The sequence below is a fragment of the Shinella sp. M27 genome (assembly GCF_049199905.1).
In the GTDB taxonomy this organism is placed as follows: domain Bacteria; phylum Pseudomonadota; class Alphaproteobacteria; order Rhizobiales; family Rhizobiaceae; genus Shinella.
In genome coordinates, this window is record NZ_JBLZPK010000046.1 from 16,499 (window position 1) to 40,258 (window position 23,760).

General features: G+C 63.6%; 26 protein-coding genes. 17 read left to right on the plus strand and 9 right to left on the minus strand.

The window, feature by feature from the left end; all coding sequences use genetic code 11:
- Positions 1-2 precede the first annotated feature (2 nt).
- Genes ACOZK4_RS18295 through deoA form a run of 5 tightly spaced genes read left to right on the plus strand, consistent with a single transcriptional unit; the run spans position 3 to position 4,251 of the window.
- A complete protein-coding gene (locus tag ACOZK4_RS18295) occupies positions 3-974 on the plus strand; it encodes an ABC transporter permease (RefSeq protein WP_421593109.1) in 972 nt (323 codons plus the stop codon).
- Positions 975-978: 4 nt separating this feature from the next.
- Entirely contained in the window at positions 979-1,371 is a 393-nt protein-coding gene (locus tag ACOZK4_RS18300; RefSeq protein ID WP_421593110.1) for a cytidine deaminase, read from the plus strand.
- The gene (locus tag ACOZK4_RS18305) at positions 1,368-2,180 is read left to right on the plus strand and encodes a purine-nucleoside phosphorylase (protein WP_421593111.1); all 813 of its coding nucleotides are present in this window, start codon (positions 1,368-1,370) and stop codon (positions 2,178-2,180) included. The genes ACOZK4_RS18300 and ACOZK4_RS18305 overlap by 4 nt, the downstream gene beginning before the upstream one ends.
- Positions 2,173-2,934 (plus strand): deoxyribose-phosphate aldolase, encoded by a 762-nt coding sequence (gene deoC / locus ACOZK4_RS18310; RefSeq protein WP_421593112.1) that lies wholly within the window; start codon positions 2,173-2,175, stop codon positions 2,932-2,934. The genes ACOZK4_RS18305 and deoC overlap by 8 nt, the downstream gene beginning before the upstream one ends.
- Before the next feature lie 3 nt (positions 2,935-2,937).
- Positions 2,938-4,251, plus strand: a complete 1,314-nt coding sequence (gene deoA, locus ACOZK4_RS18315) for a thymidine phosphorylase (RefSeq protein WP_421593113.1) — start codon at positions 2,938-2,940, stop codon at positions 4,249-4,251.
- Here deoA and ACOZK4_RS18320 read toward each other — a convergent pair.
- The 7 genes from ACOZK4_RS18320 to ACOZK4_RS18350 all read right to left on the minus strand — a co-directional run bounded on the left by ACOZK4_RS18320 (position 4,241) and on the right by ACOZK4_RS18350 (position 9,634).
- On the minus strand, positions 4,241-4,780 hold the full coding sequence (locus ACOZK4_RS18320) for a TIGR02281 family clan AA aspartic protease (protein ID WP_421593114.1): 540 nt from the start codon (positions 4,778-4,780) through the stop codon (positions 4,241-4,243). The genes deoA and ACOZK4_RS18320 overlap by 11 nt on opposite strands.
- A gap of 125 nt (positions 4,781-4,905) precedes the next feature.
- Entirely contained in the window at positions 4,906-5,535 is a 630-nt protein-coding gene (gene upp, locus ACOZK4_RS18325) for a uracil phosphoribosyltransferase (protein WP_117367370.1), read from the minus strand.
- Positions 5,536-5,643: 108 nt separating this feature from the next.
- Positions 5,644-6,600, minus strand: a complete 957-nt coding sequence (locus ACOZK4_RS18330) for an adenosine deaminase (RefSeq protein ID WP_421593181.1) — start codon at positions 6,598-6,600, stop codon at positions 5,644-5,646.
- Positions 6,601-6,608: 8 nt separating this feature from the next.
- Complete coding sequence (locus tag ACOZK4_RS18335; protein ID WP_421593115.1) at positions 6,609-7,838, minus strand: phosphopentomutase; 1,230 nt, start codon at positions 7,836-7,838, stop codon at positions 6,609-6,611.
- A 111-nt stretch (positions 7,839-7,949) separates the two neighbouring features.
- Positions 7,950-8,558, minus strand: a complete 609-nt coding sequence (locus ACOZK4_RS18340) for a TadE/TadG family type IV pilus assembly protein (protein WP_421593116.1) — start codon at positions 8,556-8,558, stop codon at positions 7,950-7,952.
- A gap of 2 nt (positions 8,559-8,560) precedes the next feature.
- A complete protein-coding gene (locus ACOZK4_RS18345; protein WP_313526565.1) occupies positions 8,561-9,127 on the minus strand; it encodes a TadE/TadG family type IV pilus assembly protein in 567 nt (188 codons plus the stop codon).
- A gap of 162 nt (positions 9,128-9,289) precedes the next feature.
- On the minus strand, positions 9,290-9,634 hold the full coding sequence (locus ACOZK4_RS18350; protein WP_313526669.1) for a pilus assembly protein N-terminal domain-containing protein: 345 nt from the start codon (positions 9,632-9,634) through the stop codon (positions 9,290-9,292).
- A 391-nt stretch (positions 9,635-10,025) separates the two neighbouring features.
- Here ACOZK4_RS18350 and ACOZK4_RS18355 point away from each other — a divergent pair, with 391 nt between their 5' ends.
- From ACOZK4_RS18355 to ACOZK4_RS18395, 9 genes are all read left to right on the plus strand, one after another.
- The gene (locus ACOZK4_RS18355) at positions 10,026-10,202 is read left to right on the plus strand and encodes a Flp family type IVb pilin (RefSeq protein WP_421593117.1); all 177 of its coding nucleotides are present in this window, start codon (positions 10,026-10,028) and stop codon (positions 10,200-10,202) included.
- 110 nt (positions 10,203-10,312) lie between these two features.
- Positions 10,313-10,816, plus strand: a complete 504-nt coding sequence (locus ACOZK4_RS18360) for an A24 family peptidase (RefSeq protein ID WP_421593118.1) — start codon at positions 10,313-10,315, stop codon at positions 10,814-10,816.
- Positions 10,817-11,014: 198 nt separating this feature from the next.
- Positions 11,015-11,824 carry a Flp pilus assembly protein CpaB gene (gene cpaB / locus ACOZK4_RS18365; RefSeq protein ID WP_313526556.1) on the plus strand — a complete coding sequence of 270 codons (810 nt, stop codon included), beginning with the start codon at positions 11,015-11,017 and terminating at the stop codon, positions 11,822-11,824.
- On the plus strand, positions 11,808-13,367 hold the full coding sequence (locus ACOZK4_RS18370; RefSeq protein ID WP_421593119.1) for a type II and III secretion system protein family protein: 1,560 nt from the start codon (positions 11,808-11,810) through the stop codon (positions 13,365-13,367). The genes cpaB and ACOZK4_RS18370 overlap by 17 nt, the downstream gene beginning before the upstream one ends.
- A gap of 11 nt (positions 13,368-13,378) precedes the next feature.
- The gene (locus ACOZK4_RS18375) at positions 13,379-14,077 is read left to right on the plus strand and encodes a CpaD family pilus assembly protein (protein WP_421593120.1); all 699 of its coding nucleotides are present in this window, start codon (positions 13,379-13,381) and stop codon (positions 14,075-14,077) included.
- A gap of 58 nt (positions 14,078-14,135) precedes the next feature.
- Positions 14,136-15,419 carry an AAA family ATPase gene (locus ACOZK4_RS18380; protein ID WP_421593182.1) on the plus strand — a complete coding sequence of 428 codons (1,284 nt, stop codon included), beginning with the start codon at positions 14,136-14,138 and terminating at the stop codon, positions 15,417-15,419.
- Between the two features lie 34 nt (positions 15,420-15,453).
- Entirely contained in the window at positions 15,454-16,926 is a 1,473-nt protein-coding gene (locus tag ACOZK4_RS18385; RefSeq protein WP_421593121.1) for a CpaF family protein, read from the plus strand.
- Positions 16,927-16,935: 9 nt separating this feature from the next.
- On the plus strand, positions 16,936-17,946 hold the full coding sequence (locus ACOZK4_RS18390) for a type II secretion system F family protein (RefSeq protein WP_313526547.1): 1,011 nt from the start codon (positions 16,936-16,938) through the stop codon (positions 17,944-17,946).
- 12 nt (positions 17,947-17,958) lie between these two features.
- Positions 17,959-18,945 (plus strand): type II secretion system F family protein, encoded by a 987-nt coding sequence (locus tag ACOZK4_RS18395; RefSeq protein ID WP_421593122.1) that lies wholly within the window; start codon positions 17,959-17,961, stop codon positions 18,943-18,945.
- 99 nt (positions 18,946-19,044) lie between these two features.
- Here the strand turns inward: ACOZK4_RS18395 and ACOZK4_RS18400 are convergent, their stop codons facing one another.
- The gene (locus ACOZK4_RS18400) at positions 19,045-19,860 is read right to left on the minus strand and encodes a tetratricopeptide repeat protein (RefSeq protein ID WP_421593123.1); all 816 of its coding nucleotides are present in this window, start codon (positions 19,858-19,860) and stop codon (positions 19,045-19,047) included.
- 133 nt (positions 19,861-19,993) lie between these two features.
- On the opposite strand from ACOZK4_RS18400, the gene ACOZK4_RS18405 reads away from it, so the two are divergent.
- The 3 genes from ACOZK4_RS18405 to ACOZK4_RS18415 all read left to right on the plus strand — a co-directional run bounded on the left by ACOZK4_RS18405 (position 19,994) and on the right by ACOZK4_RS18415 (position 22,764).
- Positions 19,994-21,385 carry a leucyl aminopeptidase family protein gene (locus tag ACOZK4_RS18405; RefSeq protein WP_421593124.1) on the plus strand — a complete coding sequence of 464 codons (1,392 nt, stop codon included), beginning with the start codon at positions 19,994-19,996 and terminating at the stop codon, positions 21,383-21,385.
- Positions 21,386-21,551: 166 nt separating this feature from the next.
- Positions 21,552-21,902, plus strand: coding sequence for a MarR family winged helix-turn-helix transcriptional regulator (locus ACOZK4_RS18410; protein WP_314090928.1), 351 nt, complete (start codon positions 21,552-21,554; stop codon positions 21,900-21,902).
- Between the two features lie 7 nt (positions 21,903-21,909).
- The gene (locus ACOZK4_RS18415; protein WP_421593125.1) at positions 21,910-22,764 is read left to right on the plus strand and encodes an NlpC/P60 family protein; all 855 of its coding nucleotides are present in this window, start codon (positions 21,910-21,912) and stop codon (positions 22,762-22,764) included.
- A 29-nt stretch (positions 22,765-22,793) separates the two neighbouring features.
- On the opposite strand, the gene ACOZK4_RS18420 is transcribed toward ACOZK4_RS18415, so the two are convergent.
- Positions 22,794-23,753, minus strand: coding sequence for a 2-hydroxyacid dehydrogenase (locus ACOZK4_RS18420; protein ID WP_421593183.1), 960 nt, complete (start codon positions 23,751-23,753; stop codon positions 22,794-22,796).
- Positions 23,754-23,760 lie beyond the last annotated feature (7 nt).

Here is a 23,760-nt window from a genome sequence, read left to right on the forward strand (position 1 = left end):
CCATGGATTTCTTTCAGGTCTTCATCGAACTCGCGCAATCGACCGTCCGCGTCTCGACCCCGCTGATCCTCGCCGCCCTTGCCGGTCTCTTCACCGAGCGTGCCGGCGTCTTCGACATCGGCCTTGAGGGCAAGATGCTGGGCGCGGCCTTCGCCGCCGGCTGCGTCGCCTATATCACCCAGTCCGTTTACATGGGCCTGCTGGCCGCGATCGTCGTGTCCATGCTTCTCTCGCTGGTGCATGGCTATGCCTCGATCACCCAGCGCGGCAGCCAGATCGTCTCTGGCGTCGCCATCAACTTCGTCGTCGCCGGCTCCACCGTCATCCTCGGCGAAGCCTGGTTCAAGCAGGGCGGGCGCACGCCGGCTCTCTCCGACGACGGTCGTTTCGGCACAATCCATCTGCCCTTCGCCGATGCCCTGCGCGACGTGCCGATCCTCGGCCCGATCTATTCCGGCCTGCTGTCGGGCCATTCGCCGCTGACCTATCTCGCCTTCCTGATGGTGCCGGCGAGCTGGTGGATTCTCTACCGCACGCGCTTCGGCCTGCGCCTTCGCGCCGTCGGTGAAAATCCGGGTGCCGTCGATACGGCCGGCATCTCGGTCATCTGGCTGCGCTACCGAGCCGTCATCTGCTGCGGCATTCTTTGCGGCATCGCGGGCGCCTATCTGTCGCTTTCAGCCGGCGCCGGCTTCACCAAGGGCATGACGGCCGGAAAGGGCTATATCGCGCTCGCCGCCCTCATTTTCGCCAAGTGGCGGCCGAAGAATATTCTCTTCGCCTGCCTGCTCTTCGGCTTCCTCGATGCCTTCGCCATCCGCTACCAGGGCTTTGCCTTCCCGCTGATCGGCAAGGTGCCGGTACAGTTGATGCAGGCCCTGCCCTATATCCTCACCGTGATCCTGCTTGCAGGCTTTATCGGCAAGGCCATTCCGCCGAAAGCCGGCGGCGTGCCCTACGTCAAGGAGCGATAATAAGATGTCCCACGACCTCTTCGAGGCGGCGCGCGCGGCGATGGCCTTCGCGCATGCGCCCTATTCCAAATTCCCCGTCGGCGCGGCGATCCGCGCCGAGGATGGAAAGATCTATGCCGGCGCCAATATCGAAAACCTGTCCTTTCCGCAGGGCTGGTGCGCCGAACCGAGCGCGATCAGCCATATGATCATGGCCGGCAACAAGAAGATCGTCGAAATGGCGGTCATCGCCGAAAAGCTGCCGCTCTGCCCGCCCTGCGGCGGCTGCCGGCAGAAGATCGCGGAATTCGCGACGGCGAAGACGCCGATCTATCTGTGCGACGAGACCGGCGTGAAGAAGACCATGACCATGGACGAGCTTCTGCCGCACAGCTTCGCGACGGATATTCTCGGATGAGCGTTCAGACCACGGACTTCCTGATCTCGCGCCTTGCCGGTGTTCTGCCGCGCTACGGAATCGTGCTCGGCTCCGGCCTGGGCTCCCTCGTGGAGGCCGTGCAGAACCCGCTGCGCATTCCCTATGCCGACCTGCCGAGCTTTCCGGTCAGTTCCGTCTCGGGCCATGCCGGCGAACTCGTCATCGGCTACCTCGGTGCCGTGCCCGTCATCATGCTGTCCGGCCGCGTGCACTACTATGAGAGCGGCGATGCGAATGCCATGCGCGCGCCGATCGAGGTGCTGAAGGGGCTCGGCGTGACGTCGCTGATCCTCACCAACTCGGCCGGCTCGCTGCGCGAGGACATGCCGCCGGGCTCGGTGATGCGCATTTCCGACCACATCAATTTTTCCGGCACCAATCCGCTTGTTGGCCTGGACAGCGACGACCGCTTCGTCGGCATGACAAATGCCTATGATGCGGAGCTGGCCGCCCGCATGGAAGCCGCTGCGACCAAGCTGGATATCCCGCTTTCATCAGGCGTCTATATGTGGTTCTCCGGCCCGAGCTTCGAAACGCCGGCGGAAATCCGCATGGCGCGCGTCTTCGGCGCGGATGCCGTAGGTATGTCTACCGTGCCGGAAGTGCTGATCGCCCGCCATATCGGCCTGAAGGTCGCGGCCGCCTCGGTCATCACCAATTTCGGCGCCGGCATGACGGGCGGCGAGCTCAGCCATCACGAAACCAAGGACATGGCCCCGATCGGCGGAAAGCGGCTTGCCGCCATCCTCGCTGAAATGATCGCGGGCGGAGGCAACGACCATGCTTAAGGACACCGCGCAGAAAGCGCTCTCTCTGCTCGACCTGACCGACCTCACGGACACTTGCGACGCGGCAGCCATCGAAAAGCTCTGCGCGCAGGCCCAGACGCCCTTCGGCACGACCGCCGCCATCTGCATCTGGCCGCGCTTCGTCGCGCAGGCGCGCGGCATTCTCGGCAAGGGCCATGCGGTGAAGATCGCCACCGTCGTCAACTTCCCCGCCGGGGACCTGGCGGTTGCCGAAGTGATTGCCGAAACGAAACAGGCGATCGCCGACGGCGCCGACGAGATCGACCTCGTCATTCCCTACCGCGATTTCATTGCCGGCGACGAAGGCGCCGTCACGGAGATGGTAGAAGCCGTCAAGGCTGCCTGCACGCCGCCCGTCCGTCTCAAGACCATTCTGGAAACCGGCGAATTGAAGGATCCCGCACTGATCCGCGAGGCCTCGGACCTTGCGATTGCCGCCGGCACCGACTTCATCAAGACCTCGACCGGCAAGGTTGCCGTCAACGCCACGCTGCCGGCTGCCGAGATCATGCTGAATGCCATCAAGGCCAGTGGCAAGCCTGTCGGTTTCAAGCCGGCCGGCGGGGTGCGCACGGTGGGCGATGCCGCCGACTATCTCGCGCTCGCCGCCAAGATCCTCGGCGAGGGATGGGCGACGCCCAAAACCTTCCGCTTCGGCGCCTCGGGCCTGCTCGGCGATATCCTCTCCGTGCTCGGCGGCCAGGCCGCGCCGTCGGCGCCTGCGAGCTACTGAACGATGCTGCCGCAGGAGACGATCCTCCGCAAGCGCAGCGGCGAGCCCCTCACCCGTGAGGAGATCGCCCGCTTCATCGCCGGCGTGACGGATGGCAGCGTCTCCGAGGGCCAGGTGGCCGCACTTGCCATGGCCATCTGGTTCAACGGCATGATGCGCGACGAGACCGTGGCGCTGACGCTTGCCATGCGCGATTCGGGTGACGTGCTCGACTGGTCGGATATCGACCGGCCGATCGCCGACAAACACTCGACCGGCGGTGTGGGCGATAACGTCTCGCTGATGCTGGCGCCGATCGCGGCGGCCTGCGGCCTTGCCGTGCCGATGATCTCGGGGCGTGGCCTCGGCCATACCGGCGGCACGCTGGACAAGCTGGAATCAATCCCCGGCTATACGATCATGCCGTCGGCCGACCTCTTCCGCCGCACGGTCAAGGATGTCGGCTGCGCGATCATCGGCCAGACCACCGCGCTCGCCCCCGCCGACAAGCGCATCTATGCGATCCGCGACGTGACGGCGACGGTCGATTCGGTGCCGCTGATCACCGCCTCCATTCTCTCCAAGAAACTCGCCGCGGGCCTGCAATCCCTGGTGCTGGATGTGAAGGTCGGCAACGGCGCCTTCATGACGGATGCGGCGGAGGCCGAGACGCTCGCCCGCTCGCTGGTCGAGGTGGCGAACGGCGCGGGCGTGACAACGTCCGCTCTTATTACCGACATGAACCAGCCGCTCGCCGACGCCGCCGGAAACGCTGTCGAGATCGCCAATTGCCTCGCCTTCCTCAAGGGCGAAAAGGCCGGCACGCGGCTGGAGCGCATCGTGCTGGCCTTCGCGGCGGAGATGCTGGTGCTGTCGGGCCTGGAACCGAACAGGCCGGCTGCCGAAATACAGGCGGCGAAGGCCCTTTCCAGCGGCGTGGCGGCTGATGTTTTCGGGCGCATGGTGCACGCGCTCGGCGGCCCCGCCGATATCGTCGAGAGATCGCAAACCTATCTGCAACCCGCACCGGTCATCCGCCCGGTCATCGCCACGCAGGCCGGGTATCTCAGCGCCTGCGACACGCGCGGCGTCGGCCTTGCCGTCATCGAACTTGGCGGCGGGCGCAGCCGGCCGGATGATGCAATCGACCATCGCGTCGGCTTCGATCGACTTCTTCCGCTGGGCACGAAGGTGGAAAAGGGCGACGAGATCGGCCGCGTACATGCCGCCGATGCCGACGCTGCGGCGCGGGCGGCGGAACGGCTTGCCGCGCTCTACACGATTGCGCCGGAGGCTCCAGCCTTGTCGCCGGATATCCTGACGCGCATCAGCGCGTGAGGTGCAGGCGGCCGTCCTCGACCTTGTAGGAGGCGAGGCCCTTCAAAAAGCTCATGCCGATCAGCGTGCCCGACAGGGCCTTGTCGTCCATCACCATGGCGCCGACATTCTCGACCTTGATCGGCCCGATCTCGACCTTGTCGAGCTTGACATAGGCGGCGCGCGCCCGGCCGTTCGCCGTATCCACGGCATAGCGGAAGTTGAGGTCGGTCTTGTCGATGCCGAGCCGCTGGGCGGTCGTGACATTGAGCGCGATCATGCTGGCGCCCGTATCGACGAGGCCCTCTTCCTTGCGGCCGTTGATGGAGAACAGGCCGGTGAAATGACCATTGGCATCGGCGTCGATCACGGCGCTGCGATTGCCCGTGTAGCGCGCAGCATCCTGGCCCGCCGGCACGGACGCCTTTTCGACCGTCGCTTCCGGTGTCTTGCTGTTCGTTCCCTCGAGATAACGGATCGCCACGCCGGGCACTACGGTGGCGGCAACGACAACGGAGCCGAAGAGAAAAACGAGGCTGCGAACGAACATGGACAGGTCTCCGGAAGGATCTGTCCCGAAATAACACGCTTGCGGCTAACGGACGGCAAAAGGGGCGCTCGACGGCGCCCCTCTCCACGATCTTCGCTTTGCTTGGTGAACGGCCGGTTAACGGCTCACTTCGTGCCGTACATGCGGTCGCCGGCATCGCCGAGGCCGGGCACGATATAGCCTTTCTCGTTGAGCTGGCGATCGATGGATGCCGTGTAGACCGGCACGTCCGGATGATGCGCACGGAAACTCTTGATGCCTTCAGGCGCGGCGAGCAGGCAGAGGAAGCGGATATTCGTCGCACCTCGGCTCTTCAGCGTGTCGATGGCGGCGATCGCCGAATTGCCGGTCGCCAGCATCGGATCGACGACGATGACGAGGCGTTCGTCGATGCTGTCGGGCGCCTTGAAGAAATATTCGACCGCCTCCAGCGTCTCGTGATCGCGGTAGACGCCGATATGCGAGACGCGGGCCGAGGGCACCAGCTCCAGCATACCTTCGAGCAGGCCATTGCCAGCGCGCAGGATCGAGGCGAAGACCAGCTTCTTGCCTTCGAGAACAGGCGCATCGATCTCCTCGAGCGGTGTCTTGATGCGCGCCGTCGTCAGCTCCAGATCGCGCGTGACTTCGTAGCAGAGCAGCGTCGAGATTTCACGCAGCAGGCGGCGGAAACTGCCCGTGGACGTCTCCTCCTTGCGCATGATGGTCAGCTTGTGTTGCACGAGCGGGTGATTGATGACTGTAACGCCGTCCATGGCCAACCTTCCGAAAGTAAGTAAGTGCGTACTTCTCCCACGGAACGGCCGGGACCTGCAAGAGACGACAGCCGGCCGCAGGCAACATCCCCACAGCCGGCTTGTGTCTTAGAGCTTGGCCAGCAGCTTCTGCCGCGTCGGCTCGTCGACGAAAGCAGCCTCGATGGCGGTGCGCGTCATACCGAGGATCTCAGCGTCGCTGAAGCCCATCACGGCCGAGGCGACCTCGTACTCACGGGCAAGCGAGGTGTGGAAGAACGGCGGGTCGTCGGAATTGAGCGTGACGCGCACGCCGGCCGCGTGAAGGGCGCGCAGTGGGTGGCTGTCGAAATCCTTGAAAACGCTCAATGCTACATTCGAACCGGGGCAGACTTCCAGCACCGTGCCCTCGTCCGCCAGACGTTTCACGAGATCGGCATCCTCGATGGCGCGCACGCCGTGGCTGATGCGCAACGGCCTGACATGATCGAGCGCATCGCGCACGCTAAAGGCGCCGGAGAGTTCGCCGGCATGAATGGTGATGCCGAGGCCGGCATCACGGGCAATGTCGAAGGCGCGGGTGAAATCGGCGACGCGGTGCATGCGCTCTTCACCGGCGAGGTTGAAGCCCGTGATCAGCGGATGCGGCCGGCGCGCGGCATATTCCGCCGCCTTCACCACCTGCTCCGGACCGAAATGGCGGATGCCGACGACCAGCAGGCGCGTCTCGATGCCGGTCTTCGCCTTGGCGCGTTCGGCGCCCTCGGCAAGCCCGCGCATATAGGCATCCGCGCCGATGCCCACGGCATCGCCCTGGTCGGGAGAGGCGATCAGCTCGCTGTAGATGGCGCCGGCCGCGGCGATCTCGGTCAGATAGGTCTCGGCGAGCAGCGCATAATCCTCCTCCGTGCGGAAGAGATTGGCGGTCGCATCGTAGCTCTGCACGAAGCTCGTGAAATCTTGCCAGGAATAGGCGCCGTCCTTGATGAAGGAGGACGTCTCGATGCCGTAGCGTTTTGCCTGGGTGGCGGCGAGTGCGGGCGGGGTCGCGCCTTCGATATGGCAGTGCAGCTCGGCCTTGGGCATGGATCTGGTCACAAAAAACTCCTTCCGTGCGGGCCGGGCGCGATGCCGAGATGGCGGGCAACGGTTTCGCCGATATCGGCGAAGGTTTTGCGGGTTTCGATGAGGCGCGAGCGCAGACCCGGCCCGAAGCTCAGGATCGGCACGCGCTCGCGCGTGTGGTCCGTGCCGCGCCAGGTCGGATCGCAGCCGTGGTCGGCGGTGAGGATGACGATATCGCCCGGCTTCAGCTTTCGGTCCACCTCCGGCAGGCGCCGGTCGAAGGCTTCGAGCGCCGCGGCATAGCCGGCGACATCGCGGCGGTGGCCGTAGAGCATGTCGAAATCGACGAAATTGGTGAAGACGAGATCGCCGTCCTTGGCTTCGTCCATGACGGCGAGCGTCGCATCGAACAGCGCCATGTTGCCGTTCGCCTTGGTGAGCGTGCCGATGCCCTGATGGGCGAAGATATCGCCGATCTTGCCGACGGCATGCACCGTGCGGCCGGCCTCCGTCAGCCGGTCGAGCAGGGTGGGCTCCGGCGGCAGCACGGAATAGTCGCGCCGGTTGCCGGTGCGCTCGAAGGTCTCGGGCGTCTCGCCGATGAAGGGCCGCGCGATGACGCGGCCGATGCGCCCGCCTGGCCGCTCGTCGAGGATTTTGCGCACGATCTCGCAGAAGGAAAGCAGACGGTCGAGGCCGAACGTGCTTTCATGCGCGGCGATCTGGAAGACGCTGTCGGAGGAGGTGTAGCAGATCGGCTTGCCGCTACGCCTATGCTCCTGCCCGTGCCGGGCGATGATGTCGGTGCCGGAGGCGTGGCAGTTACCGAGGATGCCGGGCACATTGCCGGCCGCGCAGATCGCTTCCACCAGTTCGGGCTCGAAGGCGTCGCCTTCCGACGGGAAATAGCCCCAGTCGAACGAGACGGGCGTGCCGGCGATCTCCCAATGGCCCGACGGCGTGTCCTTGCCGTTCGAGACCTCGCTCGCCGCGCCGTGATAGCCGAAAACGCGCTGCGGCACGTCGATGCCCTCGGGAAAACGGCCGGTCGCAGCGCGGGCGGCATGCAGGAGACCCAGCGCCGACATGTTGGGCAGTTTCAGTGGTCCTTGCCTGAGGCCCGGCCTGTCGGCAACGCCGGCCGCGCAGAATTCGGCGATATGGCCGAGCGTATCGGCACCGAGATCGCCGAAGGCGGCGGCATCAGGACCACCGCCGATGCCGAAACTGTCGAGAACGAAGAGAAAGGCTCGCGCCATGGATCACCTGCCGTCTGTCCGCATCCCCTCGCCGAACGATGGGAATGAACCTTCAGACATGGCACGGGCGGCAAGACGGGTTCAAGAAAAATCGCGAAAGAAGCCAGCGCCTCAGCAATCGCTGCAGGTGATCTTATCGCCGGTTCGCTGGCGGAAATAGCTCGTCTTGGAAAGATTGATCTTGTTGAAGGAAGAGGCAAGGCTAGGCATCATCGAGAGCAGTGTATAGGGCACGGTCAGTTCCGTGCGCACGATAAAAGTGCTCTTGGCTTCCAATGTCGAGGGCAGTGTTACAACGAGACCGGTTGCGTAGGGCCGCTGCTCATTCTGGTCCCGAGACCAGGCGACCGTCGCCTTACCGTCCGCAGCGACGGCGATACCGGTGATCTTCAGCGAATAGCCATCCTGCGAGAAGGGTGCGATCACAGTCTTCGTGACCGTCTTCATCGTGTCGAGCGTCGCCTTGTTCGTGGTCTGGTTCTGCGTGAGAAGGTCGGACACGGTGGCCGAGGCGCGGTTGATCTTTCTCGACACGGTGACGGCGACGGAAATCTCAAAGGCGCTGACATAGGCCATGATCAGGAGGGGCGCGACAATCGCGAACTCGATGGCACCGACCCCCCGGCGATCCTCGACGAAACGGCGCAACCGCGGAAGCACGCCACCCTTGATAGGCTGCTCTTTCAGGACGGAATCCTTGTGCAAGGGTCTATTTTCCATCCCTAGTAATCCTCGTTCTGGATCACGACGTTTGCGATCATCAGATAGTTCTGCCTCGAACCGTCTGCCGACTTGATGTTCGAGATGAAAGGACGGACGAGGTCGGTCATGATGTCCCAGCGGTAATACGCCCTGACGATGTTGATCGATTTCTTGCCACCGGGCGCAAACTTGAAGTTGGACGTATCGAGATCAGTGCCGTTCCGGGGGAGCGACTTCGGAATGTCCGTGAACTTCGCGAAGGTGCGCACGTCGATATACAGCTTATCCGGCGTCTCCAGCTCGTTGGCCGAGCAGGTCATCATGATCGCAATCTCTTCACAGAACGCCTTGCGGAACTGTGCCGTGCTCATATCCGTCGTCTTGCCGAGCTTATAGGTGATTTCGCCGGTACGGATTTTGCGCGCCATCACTTCCGTGGCGTTCGAAAGAATCTGCTCGGCGGAGAAGGCGACAAACGTTTCGAGCGAAGCGAATACGATCACCAAGAACGGCAGACTGAGCAGCGTGAACTCGATCGCCGTCGCGCCGTCACGCCTGGTGAGGAAACGGCGGAACAGGTCTTTCATCGACCTCCGTCGGATGTCTGTCGTGTGATCGAGCGTCATCGCGATCCATTCCCATATACTGGATGGAAGGAGACTAGACCGCCGACCGTTTATTTTTCGTGTGCGCGCGTGCGAAGAATTGAACGGTTTCCCGCTTTCGGCCAGCCGAAGCGACACACCTGGTCAGCCATCCGTCTGGTTGCTGGTGGCATGCTCTTCGCAATTGGGTGTGCAAGAAAGCACGGACCGGTCCGTCTGGCGGAAGACGCGCACCGTGTTGCCTTCGTCGATCGACACCAGGATGCGCTCGTCAACGATCGCATTGCCGTCGGTGTCGAGCAGAACGATATTGGTGGTGCCGAAGCTGCGGCCCGTCAGGACGATCGTCTTGGCGTCTGCCACCGTCGCATCGGCAACCTTAGCATTGCCGATGATCACCTTGCTGACCGGGCGATCCAATCGAAGCACCCGCGCATGATCCATATAGACGCGCATGAAGGGTTCCTCTGCGACAGCAGCACCTGCCATCGGCAGCACAATGCAAGCGCCCGTCACAAGCCTTGCGGCCTTCACGGCAAAGTTCCAGTCGCGTCCCATAATCGCTCATCCCGGCAAGAATATCGGACCAGCATCGCCGGGAATGGTGAATGAAGACTTAAGGCAAAACGCGATGTTTCGGCTTACGAGCGCCGCAGAGTGACACACCGGCCCGGAACAAGATCTCCGCAAACAGGGAAGAATACACGCGTAAGAGGATTAACACTTTTTACACCCTATTTCCGACAGCCAAAGATATAGGAAAAATTAACCGACTTCCTTAAGCCGATGGCAATCGCCCGACGCTAGGTTGCAGTCATCCGAACAACGGAAACAGTTGGCGGACGTGCTGAACCAACACTCGTGGAGCTAGGAGAATACAATGACCAAGATTTTTGCCCGCCTTATGAAGGACGAATCTGGCGCAACCGCCATCGAATACGGCCTGATCGCAGCCCTGATTTCCGTGGCCCTCATCGGCGGCGCAACTGCCCTCGGCTCCTCGCTGGGCACGCAGTTCACCAACCTCTCGTCTTATCTGGATGTTGCGGAGAAGTAATAATCGTCTTCGCTGGATATCAGCGACTAGCGGGCCGCCTCTTTTCAGAGGCGGCTTCGTTTTTTTCCAACAACCACCGCCGACCATCGTATTGTCTTGAGGAACCCGTTATGGCCCAGGCTATTATCTTCGTGGTTTTTCCACTCTGTCTTGCAGTTGCCGCCTGCTCCGACCTCCTGACGATGACCATCCCCAACCGAGTGTCGGTAATCCTTCTCGCCGCCTTCCTCATCGTTACCCCTCTCGTCGGCCTTGGTCTGCCTGCCATCACGATACATCTCGGTGCCGGCCTGCTTGTTTTTTCGATCGGCTTTGCGCTCTTCGCGCTAAATGTCATGGGTGGCGGCGACGTGAAGGTGCTGTCGGCGAGCGCCGTCTGGTTCGGCTTCACTGCCTCGCTTCTTGAATACATCATCTTGGTATCGTTCTTCGGTGGGCTTCTCACTGTCGCGATCGTGATGCTGAGAGGCAAAAGCACACAGATCTACGCCGCCGGCCTGCCCGTGCCTACACATCTCCTTTCCGGCAACAAGGTGCCCTACGGTATCGCGATCGGAGCCGCGGCCTTTGCCGCCTATCCCTCCTCGCCGCTGATGCTCGCCGCTCTCGGCTGACAGCCAATCCTTAAAGAGGAAACCGATTGGCCGGGATGGCCCCTGCCTCCCGGTTTTGCTTTTTGAGCCTCAGGCAGCATCCGCGGCGATCCCGTTAGCCGGACGTTAACCATACCCGTAAGGCGCTTATTAACCATAATTATACCATTGCCGGTCAATGTGGGCGGATAGAAGTGTCCGCAGCCCCAGGGAATCCATATGAGACCGGCGCGAATCATCATTCTGGCAGTAGCCGTCGTCTCGGCCGGCATTGCGGGCCTGCTTGCGCTGCAAGTCGCCCGCGGCGGCAAGGCGACCATCGTCCAGGGCGATCCCGTCATCGAACGCGAACCGACCGTCAACGTGCTTGTCGCGCGTGAGAGCCTGCCGGTCGGGTCCCGCCTCAAGCCCGATTCGCTCAGCTGGGCGGCATGGCCGCAAGGCTCCGTAATCGAAGGTTTCATCACCGATCAGAATCGGCCGGATGCGATGGAAAGCCTTGATGGCGCCATCGCCCGCATGCCGATCTTCAACGGCGAGCCGATCCGCCAGGAAAAGATCGCGGACTCGAGCAATCGCATCATGTCTTCGCTGCTGCCGGCCGGCAAACGAGCGGTCGCGACCGAAATCTCCGTTGCCACGGGCGCCGGCGGCTTCATCCTGCCGAACGACCGCGTCGACGTGATCATGGTGCGCAAGGCCGACACCGGCTCTTTCCTGACAGAGACCGTGCTGTCGAACGTGCGCGTGCTCGCCATCGACCAGCAGATCCAGGAAAATCCCGACGGCTCGAAATCGGCCGTCGGCACCACCGCCACTTTGGAACTGACGCCGGACCAGACCAAGGTGATCACCGTCGCCCAGCAGATGGCCGAGCGGCTACAGCTGGCGCTGCGCAGCGTCGCCGATGCCCAGGAACCCGATACGACTGCCGCCGACTACCTGCTTTCCGGCGGCGACGGCGTGCCGCTCGTCACGGTGATCAAAAGCGGCGAAATCGTCAACGGCACGAATGCCGCAAAGCAGTGACCAGGAGCTGACCGTGTTTGGACTTGCTAAGACTTTTCGGGCTTCTGTCGCCGGCGGGCTGAGTGTCTGCCTCGCTTTTTCCGGCTTTCCGCTTGCCCCCGTTGCAGTCGCCGAGGCGGCAACCGCCTCTGTCATCCGCATCAGCGAGAGCGGGCCCGGTGCCCGCAAGGCCGTCAAGCTCGGCCTCAATAAGGCGATCGTGGTGGATCTGCCGTCCGATGCGCACGACATCCTCGTCGCCGACCCCGTCAAGGCGGACGCCGTGACGCGCAGCTCGCGCCGCATCTATCTGTTCGGCAAGGAAGTCGGCCAGACCAACATCTTCATCTTCGGGCCGAACGGCGAAGAAATCGTCAGCATCGACCTGACCGTCGAGCGCGACATCGATGGCCTGCAGGCAAACCTGCGCCGCTTCATTCCCGACTCCGACATTCAGGTCGAGATCATCTCCGACAACATCGTGCTGAACGGCACTGTGCGCACGCCGCAGGACGCCGCCCAGGCGACACGGCTTGCGCAGATTTTCCTGAAGGGCGGCGAAGCGACCACCCGCAACATCACGGCCCAGGGCAACAATGGCGACGCCGCGATCTTCGGTGAAGAGCGCCAAAGCTCCCAGGTCGTCAACATGCTGAAGATCGATGGCGAAGACCAGGTCACCCTCAAGGTGACGGTTGCGGAAGTCAGCCGGCAGGTGCTCAAGCAGCTCGGCTTCAACGGCTCCGTCCAGGGCTCGTCCGGCGGCATCTCCTTCCGCAATCCGACCAATCTCGGCGGCGCCGCTGACTGGGTTTCCAACGGCGCCCTGGCCGGTAGCGTCGGCGGGCTCAACCTCGCAAGCTATGTCAGTGCCATGGAACAGGCCGGTGTCATGCGCACGCTGGCCGAACCGAGCCTCACCGCTATCTCCGGCGAAGAGGCCAAGTTCTATGTCGGCGGCGATTTCCGTCTCCCGACGGAACAGGAAATTGCCAAGGACGACGACGGCGCCAACACGATCAAGCGTACCATCGAGGAAGTCGAATACGGTATCCGGTTGAATTTCCGGCCGGTCGTGCTTTCGCCGGGGCGGATCAGCCTGCGCGTTCAGACGGAAGTGTCAGAACCGACCTTCGAGGGATCGGCGACCTGGGGCGGCACCAGCAGCATTCCCGGCATGACGGTCCTCGGTATTCGCCGGCGCGAAGCGACGACCAGCGTCGAGCTGCCCTCCGGCGGCTCCATCGTGATCGCCGGTCTCGTCAAGGATGATATCCGCCAGGCAATGTCCGGTCTTCCGGGCCTGTCGAAAATCCCGATCTTCGGCACGCTGTTTCGATCCAAGGATTTCGTGCGGAACGAGACGGAAATGGTGATCATCGCCACGCCCTATCTCGTGCGGCCGGTCGCGCGCACCGCGCTGTCGCGTCCCGACGACAATTTCAATGCGACCAACGACGCCGCGAGCTTCTTCCTCGGCAAGGTGAACAAGGTCTACGGCCGCAAGGAAGACGCGATGCCCGCGGGCAATTATCACGGCTCCATCGGCTTCATCTACAAATGACGGACAGGTCCATGAGCGAAACGATCCAGAACTTCCGTCATTCCGCAAGGAGCCGCCCGATGCGCGCTGCGCTCGCCGCCACCCTCGTCCTCTCCGCCGTCGCCCTTTCCGGCTGCGGCACGAAGCCGGACCGCAATGCAACCGGCTCGATCCCGGACGATTACCGCACGCGCCACCCGATCGTGCTGGCCGAGGACGCCCAGACGCTCGACATCCCGATCGCCACCGGCGACCGCTCGCTGACGACGGGTGTGCGCGACAACATCCGCGGCTTCGCTTCCGACCATGCCGCTAAATCGCGCAGCGCCGTGCAGATCATGCTGCCGCGCGGCTCGGCCAATGCGGCCACGGCCGACCATATGCGCAAGCAAATCCGCGCGACCCTCATTGCGGCCGGCGTCAAGCGCGACATGCTGATCGAGACGGCCTATGACGCCGCGGCCTACGGCCCGAACGCGCCGATCCGGCTCGCCTTCTTCGCCATCACCGCCAAGGCAGGTCCCTGCGGCGAATGGCCGGAGGATCTCGTCGAAAACACCATGGAAAACAAGAACTACCACAATTTCGGCTGCGCGACGCAGGCCAACCTGGCCGCCCAGGTCGCCAATCCGATGGATCTCGTCCAGCCGCGCGGCATGAGCGCGATCGACGCCGAGCAGCGCAATGTGGTGATCCAGGACTACCGCAAGAACGGCCAGCCGGATTTCTGACGGCAGGCGCGTTGAACCACTCCCACCGGTCCGCCGGATACCAGGAACGGGCATGACGATGAGCACAGTAGACTACACCATTGAGCGTGCCGGCGAGGGAATGGCGGACGAAGCGGTTCGGCCGACCGAGATGGAGACCGTGCGGCCGCTACCGCGCATTTCCGTGCATGCCTTCTGCGAAAGCGAAGCGATGCTGCGCACCATGGAACGCTGCGGCCAGGATCGTCGCATGGCCAAGGTGAGCCTGCGCATTTCGAGCGCCAGCATTGCAGCGGCCGCCAACATGTTCGCTTCCGCACCGACGCCCAATCTCCTGATCCTGGAAACCTCGACCGAGCCCGGCGGCATCATGGACGAGCTTGCCCCGCTCGCCCAGGTTTGCGACCCCAGCACCAAGGTCGTCATCGTCGGCCGCTACAACGACATTCCGCTCTACCGCGACCTCATCCGCAACGGCATTTCCGAATATATGGTCGGCCCCGTCGGCATGGCCGAGGTGCTGAACGCCATGACGGCGATCTTCGTCGATCCGGAAGCCGAGCCGCTCGGCCGCACTATCGCCTTCATCGGCGCCAAGGGCGGCTGCGGCTCCTCGACGATCGCGCACAACTGCGCCTTCGACATTTCCAATCTCTTCCAGACGGAGGTCATCCTCGCCGACCTCGACCTGCCCTACGGCACGGCCAATATCGACTTCGACCAGGATCCGCCGCAGGGCATTTCCGAGGCGATCAGCGCACCGGAACGGCTCGATGAGGTGTTCCTCGACCGCCTTCTGACGAAGTGCTCGCAACATCTGTCGCTGCTCGCCGCCCCCTCCATGCTGGACCGCGCCTACGATCTCGAACGCGGCTCCTTCCAGCCGATCGTCGAGGTGCTGCAACGCAGCGCTCCGGTCACCGTGCTGGACGTGCCGCATGCCTGGTCGGAATGGACGCGCGCACTGCTGTCGGAAGTCGACGAGGTGATCATCACCGCCGTGCCCGACCTCGCCAATCTGCGCAATGCGAAGAACATGCTGGATGCGTTGAAGAAGCTCCGGCCCAACGACAAGCCGCCGCATCTGGTGCTCAACCAAGTCGGCCTGCCGAAGCGCCCGGAAATCGCGCCCGACGACTTCTGCGAGCCGCTCGGCATCCAGCCGATTGCGGTCATTCCTTTCGACGCGCAGCTTTTCGGCACGGCCTCCAACAGCGGCCGCATGATCGCGGAAATGGACAAGAAGTCGCCGACGGCGGAGACCTTCTCACAGCTCGCCCATATCGTGACGGGCCGCTCGACGGTCAAGAAGGCCAAGAAGGCCGGCCTCGGCAAGATGCTGGGCCTGCTCGGCCGAAAGTAAGGCCTCAGGGCAACAACAGACTGGATGACAAGGCATGTTCGGCAAACGCGGCAATGAAGGTTCAGGCAAGGGCGGCCCGGTTGGCCAACCGGCGCATGCCATGGCGCACGCCACCCAGACCGTGACGGCGGAGCGGCCGGTCAGCGCGGCACCGGCGCAGCCCGTCTTCGAGCCTGCGCCTGCCCCCGTAATAGCACCCGCCGCAACGGCACGCCGCCGCACGCCGCGCACCGAGGACTACTACGACACGAAGAGCCAGGTCTTCTCCGCGCTGATCGACACGATCGACCTGTCGCAGCTCGCCAAGCTCGACACCGAGAGCGCGCGCGAGGAAATTCGCGATATCGTCAACGACATCATCACGATCAAGAACTTCGCGATGTCGATCTCCGAGCAGGAGGAACTGCTTGACGACATCTGCAACGACGTTCTCGGCTACGGTCCGCTCGAGCCACTGCTGGCCCGCGATGACATCGCCGACATCATGGTCAACGGTGCGGGCAAGACCTATATCGAAGTGGCCGGCAAGGTGCAGGAATCGGAAATCCGCTTCCGCGACAACGCCCAGCTGCTCTCGATCTGCCAGCGCATCGTCAGCCAGGTCGGCCGCCGTGTCGACGAATCGAGCCCGATCTGCGACGCGCGCCTTCCCGACGGCTCGCGCGTCAACGTGATCGCCCCGCCGCTCGCCATCGACGGCACCGCGCTCACCATCCGTAAATTCAAGAAGGACAAGCTGACGCTCGACCAGCTCGTCAAGTTCGGCTCGATCACGCCGGAAGGTGCGACGCTTCTGCAGATCATCGGCCGCGTGCGCTGCAACCTCGTCATCTCGGGCGGTACCGGCTCGGGCAAGACGACGCTGCTCAACTGCCTGACCAACTATATCGACCGCGACGAGCGCGTCATCACCTGCGAAGACTCCGCCGAACTCCAGTTGCAGCAGCCGCATGTCGTGCGCCTCGAAACCCGCCCGCCGAACATCGAGGGCGAGGGCGAGATCACCATGCGCGATCTCATCAAGAACTGCCTGCGTATGCGTCCTGAACGCATCATCGTCGGCGAAGTGCGCGGACCCGAGGTCTTCGACCTGCTGCAGGCGATGAACACCGGCCATGATGGTTCGATGGGCACCATCCACGCCAACACGCCGCGCGAATGCCTTTCCCGCATGGAATCCATGATCGCCATGGGCGGCTATACGCTGCCGGCCAAAACCGTGCGCGAAATCATCGCCGGCTCAATCGACGTCATCATCCAGGCCTCGCGCCTGCGCGATGGCTCACGCCGCATCACCCACATCACCGAAGTCGTCGGCATGGAAGGTGACGTCATCGTCACCCAGGACCTGATGCGCTTCGAGATCCAGGGCGAGGACGCCAACGGGCGTCTCATCGGCCACCATTCGGGCACGGGCATCGGCAAGCCGCATTTCTGGGACCGCGCCCGCTATTTCAACGAGGACAAGCGCCTGGCGGCGGCGCTCGACGCGATGGAAAAACCGTAGAGGCAGACGATGTTCGGACTGGATATCACCATCGTCGCCATCTTCGCGTTGGCAGCCATCGCCACGGCGGGGCTCACCTACGGCGTCCTCTTCTCGCGCATCGAGACGGAGAAGAAGGCGGAAAGCCGCGTGCGGCGGGTTCAGGCGGCAGAAACCGACCAGTCCAAGGCCAAGGTCGCCCGCGACCGCATGCAGGAACTGTCCAAGCGCCGCAAATCCGTGCAGGATTCGTTGAAGGACCTGGAAAAGAAGCAGCAGGAGCAGACGAAGCGCATCGCCACGACGCTGAAGGCCAAGCTCGTCCAGGCGGGCCTGTCGATCACGGTTTCGCGGTTCTATGTCTATAGCGGCATCTTCGGCCTCTTCGCTTTCGTGGTTTCATTGATTGCCGGCGCCGGGCTGTTCGTCGGCTTTGGCGTTGCCGTCATCGCGGCGCTCGGCGTGCCGCGCTGGTTCGTAGGCTTCATGATCAAACGTCGCCTGAAACGGTTCCTGGCTGAATTTCCGAATTCGCTTGATGTCATGGTGCGGTCCATCAAGTCGGGCCTGCCGCTGACGGACGCGCTTCGCCTCATCGCCGCGGAAGGGCAGGAGCCGGTGCGCACGGAATTCCGCAAGATCGTCGAAGCCCAGCAGGTGGGCTTGAGTGTGCCGGAAGCCTGTGCGCGCATGTTCACCAGCATTCCGCTGCAGGAAACCAACTTCTTCGCCATCGTCATCGCCATCCAGAGCCAGGCCGGCGGCAATCTTTCCGAAGCGCTCGGCAACCTGTCGCGCGTGCTGCGCGAACGGCGCAAGATGCGCGACAAGGTGCAGGCGCTCTCGATGGAAGCGAAGGCGTCAGCTGCCATCATCGGCGCCCTGCCCTTCATCGTGACCCTGCTCGTCTACCTGACCTCGCCCGATTACATCATGATCCTGTTTACGGATCCGCGCGGTCACCTGATCCTCGGCCTCGGCCTCGGCTGGATGTCCATCGGCATCCTCATGATGCGCAAAATGATCAACTTCGACATCTAGGAGCGCGCGGGCATGTCCGGACTCGTCACCACTCTCACCGACCCGACCGTTCTCCTGCCGGCCTTCGTAATGATGGCGGTGCTCGCAACCATCTACACTTTGGCGGTGCCCTATCTCGACCGCGGCGATCTCGACAAACGCATGAAATCGGTGGCGCTCGAACGCGAGCAGATGCGCGCCCGCGAGCGCGCGCGCCTCAATGCCGAGGCCGTGCAGAGCAAGGCCTCGCTGCGCGCCCAGCATAACACCTCGGTGCGCCAGATCGTCGAGCGGCTGAACCTGCGCGAGGCGCTCGTCGACGCCAACACGATGAACCGGCTGCGCCAGGCAGGCTATCGCTCGCAGAACGCCCTCAACATCTTCCTGTTCGCACGCTTCGTGCTGCCCTTCCTCTTCGGCGCGGTGGGCGCCTTCTACATCTTCTATCTCGGCTATCTCGGCGAAAAGCCGTTCTTCATGCGGCTGCTGGCCACCCTTCTGAGCGCCTATCTCGGCTTCTATGCGCCGAACATCTTCATCTCCAACCAGGTCAACAAGCGGCAGAGCTCGATCCGTCGTGCCTGGCCGGATGCGCTCGACCTCATGCTGATCTGCGTGGAATCGGGTATTTCCATCGAGGTCGCCTTCAAGCGCGTGGCCGATGAAATCGCCATGGCCTCGCCGGAACTCGCCGAAGAGCTGGTGCTCACGACGGCCGAGCTCTCGTTCCTGCAGGAGCGGCGCGCAGCCTATGAAAATCTCGGCACGCGTATCGGCCTCGATACGGTGAAGGCCGTCGCACAGGCGCTCATCCAGGCCGAACGCTACGGAACGCCGTTGGCGCAGGCGCTGCGCGTGCTGGCCCAGGAATGCCGCGATCAGCGCATGAATGAAGCCGAAAAGAAGGCAGCCGCCCTGCCGCCGAAGCTCACCGTGCCGATGATCCTGTTCTTCCTGCCCGTACTGGTCGCCGTCATTCTCGGCCCCGCCGGCATCCAGGTCTCCGACACCTTCAAGTAACGCCTCCTGCCCCTGAACAGAAAACGCCCCGGTCAGGAGAAATCCTGCCGGGGCGAAGGCGTCCTTGGGAGGGACTATTCGAAATCTCGATATCCGGTCTCAGTTCGTACCGTTGTCGTCGGCGGCGAGCTTCTTCCAGGAATTCTGCTGAGCGAGCATGGAGCGCAGATATTTGACATTGGCTTCCGCCTGATCGGCGGTCAGTTCCTGGCGTGCGATGTTTTCCGCTTCCTGGAAGCGGCCCTGCAGGCCGATGGTCAGTGCCAGGTTCTGGCGCACGCTGCTGTCGGCGCCGGGCTGCGAGGCAGCCGAGCGAAGATAGGTTTCCGCCGTCTTCAGATCCTTCGCAAGCAGATAGGACATGCCGAGATTGGAGAGGACCGAGGGTTCGTTCTGGTTGATGTCGAGCGCCTCGCGGTAGCGCTGGCGCGCTTCGCCGGAACGGCCGAGCTGGTCGAGAATGGCGCCTTCGGCCGATTTCAGACGCCAGTCGGGGCGATCGGGCGTCTGGGCGCGGCCAATGGTGTTCAGCGCCTGCTCCAGCTGGCCGGCGGCGGCCTGCGCCTTGCCGTAAGCGGCGAGCACGTCGCGGTCGCTCGGGAAATTGATGGCGACCTGCTGCATGACGGCGAGCGCCTGGTCGTTGCGGCCGTTCATGCGCAGCACATTGGCGTAGTTGAGGCCGATATTGCGGTCCTTCGGGTTCTTCGCATAGGCTTGGCCGATGCTGTCGGCGGCGCCGCGAAGCTCCGTCGCGTTCATCTGGTCGATGGGCTTTCCGCCCCGCGAAATGGAGCCCGTCGTGAGGTTGCTCTTGCCGCCCGCGCAACCGGCCACCGCCACGGCGATGGCGAGGAGGGCGGCCCGCCTCAGGAGCCCTTTGCGAAGTGACGAACGCGTGCGGTAAGCGGTCATGATCAGTCCCCGAAGCGATTTCCGCATGACGCGGCGGTTAGGAATCACGCCGCAATCTCCGCACCAGCAATAATCTGTTAACCCTAACAGAGTGTTAATTGGCCGATTCTCCGGCTTTCTCCAAAGGTTCCCCATGGCCCCCTTCCAGTTCATCGACCGGCCCTCTCCCTTCAACACGAAGAACGGAAAGACGCTGCCGATCTTTGCGATCACGCCTGCTCATATCGAGACCGGCACGATCGACCCGATTGCCTTGGACTGGGCGAAGAAGGCGGGCTTTAAGGCGGATTCGGGCGCGCTCCTGATGGTGCCGACGGCGGACGGCCATCTCGGCGGCGCACTGTTCGGGCTGGGCAAGAACCCGTCCGACGCGCCCTTCCTGGCGGGCAAGCTCGCCCGCGCACTGCCGGCCGGCGACTGGCATGTCGAGACCGCGCCGCTGACGGCAAACCGCCTGGCGCTCGGCTACGGTCTCGGCAGCTACCGCTTCGAGCGTTACAAGGCCTCCGCCTCCGAAGCGCCGACGCTGCTCATCCCCTCCGATGCCGACGCCACCGATATCAAACGCCAGCTCGCCGGCGTGTTCCTCGCCCGCGACCTGATCAACACGCCCACCAACGACATGGGGCCGGACGCGCTGGAGGACGTATTCCGCGCGCTCGGCGAGCACTATAAGGCCAAGGTCTCGGTCATCTCGGGCGAAGACCTGCTCAAGGAAAATTTCCCGCTCGTGCACACGGTCGGCCGTGCTTCCGAACAGGCGCCGCGCCTGCTCGAACTGCGCTGGGGCAAGAAGGGCCACAAGCGCGTGACGCTGGTCGGCAAGGGCGTGACTTTCGATACCGGCGGCCTCGACATCAAGCCGGCCTCTTCCATGCTCTTGATGAAAAAGGACATGGGTGGTGCGGCCAATGTCATGGGCCTCGCGCTGATGATCATGGACGCCAAGCTGAAGGTTGACCTGCGCGTGCTGGTGCCCGTCGTCGAGAACTCGATCTCGGCCAATGCCTTCCGTCCCGGCGATATCTACAAGAGCCGCAAGGGCCTGACCGTCCAGATCGACAATACCGACGCCGAAGGCCGGCTGATCCTGGCCGACGCGCTGGCCTATGCGGATGAGGAAGACGCCGATCTGATCGTTGACATGGCGACGCTGACGGGGGCTGCGCGCGTGGCGCTCGGCCCCGATCTGCCGCCCTTCTTCACCGACGATGAGGACCTGGCGCAGGATCTCACCGAAGCGAGCCTGACGGTGGACGACCCGATGTGGCGCATGCCGCTCTATATGGGCTATGACAAGGACGTCTCCGCCCGCATCGCCGATCTCACCAATGCCCCCTCGGGCGGCATGGCGGGCTCGATCACGGCCGCACTCTTCCTCAAGCGCTTCGTCACCCGCAACACGCACTGGGCGCATTTCGACATCTATGCCTGGGCGCAGGCCGAGCGGCCGCATTCGCCCGTCGGCGGCGAGGCGCAGGCCATTCGCGCGCTCTACCACCACCTGCGCACGATCACCGCCTAAGCAATTGCAGCAAAAGTGCGAAGCGGTTTTGCGTCCGCAATTGCGGCATTCAAAAACTTCCTTTTGGGGAACCGATACGGTAGCGTAACGAAACGCTAACGCAAATGCGGGACAACTGCCTGAGCCGCCCTTTTGCCGGGCGGACAGGTTCATCCCCGGAGGCGCCGTGCCGGTAGATTTGACCCCATCGCAGGCGCTCGGCCTCTGGCACGAGGTGACCGTGCAGCAGGTGCATGCCGATGGTCGCGACCTGACGCTGCGCCAGCTCGCTATCCTGCTCGAAATCTATCTCGTGCCGCCGCCGCATACAGTGCGCGGGCTTGCCGCCAAGCTCGGCGTGACCAAGCCCGTCATCACGCGCGCTCTTGACACGATGGGCGAACAGGGTCTCGTTACCCGCATGCGCGACGACCGCGACCGCCGCAATGTCATCATCAAGCGCACCGTGGATGGTGCGCTTTATCTCGAACGGCTCGGCGACCTCATCATCGCCAGGGGCCATACGCTCGTTCCGTGAGACGCCCATGAACGCCCTGCCCGACCGCCGCCTCAACGCCTACCGTCCCGACCTCGCCGAAGAGGCGCTGCGCGGCACCGTGGAGGCGCCGCACTACACGTCCGGCACGCCGGCGCATGTCGCCGTGCCCGTCGCATCGCTCCGGCCCCGGCCGGACGCCGCCGCCGGCATCGACACGCAGGTGCTGTACGGCGAGACCGTGCAGGTGCTCGACCGGGCAGATGGGTGGGCCTGGGTGAAATCCGGTTTCGACGGTTATGTCGGTTATATCGAGGAGACGGCGCTGTCTTCGGACGTGCCCGCACCCACCCACATCGTCGCCGTGCCCCGCACCTTCGCCTATAGCGGCGCGGATCTCCGGACCCCCGCCGCCTTTGCGCTTTCGATCGGAAGCCGGCTAACGGTCGTCGGCGAGAGCGAAACGCGCGGCACGCGCTACCTGACGCTGGCGGGCGGGCAATCCGTCGTCGCCGGCCATTGCCTGGCCATCGGAGAGGCCGCCAGCGACGACTATGTCGCCATCGCCACCCGCTTCCTCGAAGCGCCCTATCTCTGGGGCGGCCGCTCCGGCTTCGGGCTAGATTGCTCGGCGCTGGTGCAGCTCTCGATGATGATGGCCGGCCGCACGGCCCCGCGCGATTCCGACATGCAGGCCACCGGCCTCGGCACGTCGATCACTCGCGAGGAGTTGCGCCGCGGCGATCTCGTCTTCTGGAAGGGCCATGTGGCGATCATGGAAGACAATGCGACCATCCTCCACGCCAACGGCCACACGATGACCGTGGCCCGCGAAGGGCTGGATGCCGCCATCGAACGCATCGGCTGGCTCTACGAGCGGCCGACGGGCTACCGCCGGCCCTGAGCATTCCAGCAAAAGTGCGAAGCGGTTTTTCAATAGCCTGCATTGCGATCGACGAGATGCTCCAGCGGCTTGCCGCCTTCGAGCCGCGTGATCTGCTGTTCGACATGACGGAAGAGCGCTGCGACGTCCGAAGCCGCCGCTGCGTGCGGCGTCAGGAAGGCCTTGTCCATCGACCACAGCGGGCTTTCGAGCGGCAGCGGCTCCTGCTCGAAGACGTCGAGCGAGGCACCGTGCAGCGTGCCGTCGTTGAGGCTCGCGACGATATCGGCCTCGACCTGGCTGCCGCCGCGGCCGGCATTGATGAAAACGGGCGCGCCGAACGGGCCCTTGCGGCTGAGACGGGTGAAGAGGCCGGTGTTGAAGATGCCCTTCGTATCCGGCGTCAGCGGCAGCAGGCCGACCAGGATGTCGCTCCTGCCGAGGAAGGCATCGAGACCACTGTCGTCGAACGTCTCGAAACCCTCGACCTTGCGGCCGCTCTTCGACCAGCCGATGACGTTGAAGCCGAGTGTCTTCAGCTTTTTCGCCGAATCCTGCCCGAGCACGCCGAAGCCCATGACGCCGACGGTAAAATCCTTCGCCTCGGGCTGGGAAAGCTCGCGCCAGATGCGCTTGTCGCGTTGCGCCTCGTAGAGACGGTGCTGGCGCATGTGCAGGAGGCACTGCATGACCACCCATTCGCTCATGCGGGTCGTCAGCGTCTCGTCGACGAAGCGGACGAGCGGCACATCCGGCAGGCCCGGCAGCGTCAGCACGTGATCGACGCCGGCGCCACCTGAGAATACGACCTTCAGATCCTTCGCCCGCGAAAAGAGATCGGCGCCCGGCTTCCAGACCACGGCATAGTCGATGCTGGAGAGATCGCGCTTGCGGTTGCCCGGATGCAGGAGGTTGATGACCTCGCGGTCCGGAAAGGCACCCTTCAACGCCGCCGCGACCTCCTCCTGATCGAATTTCAGATCGATGATAACGGGGCTTTTCATGGGCAGTCTCTTC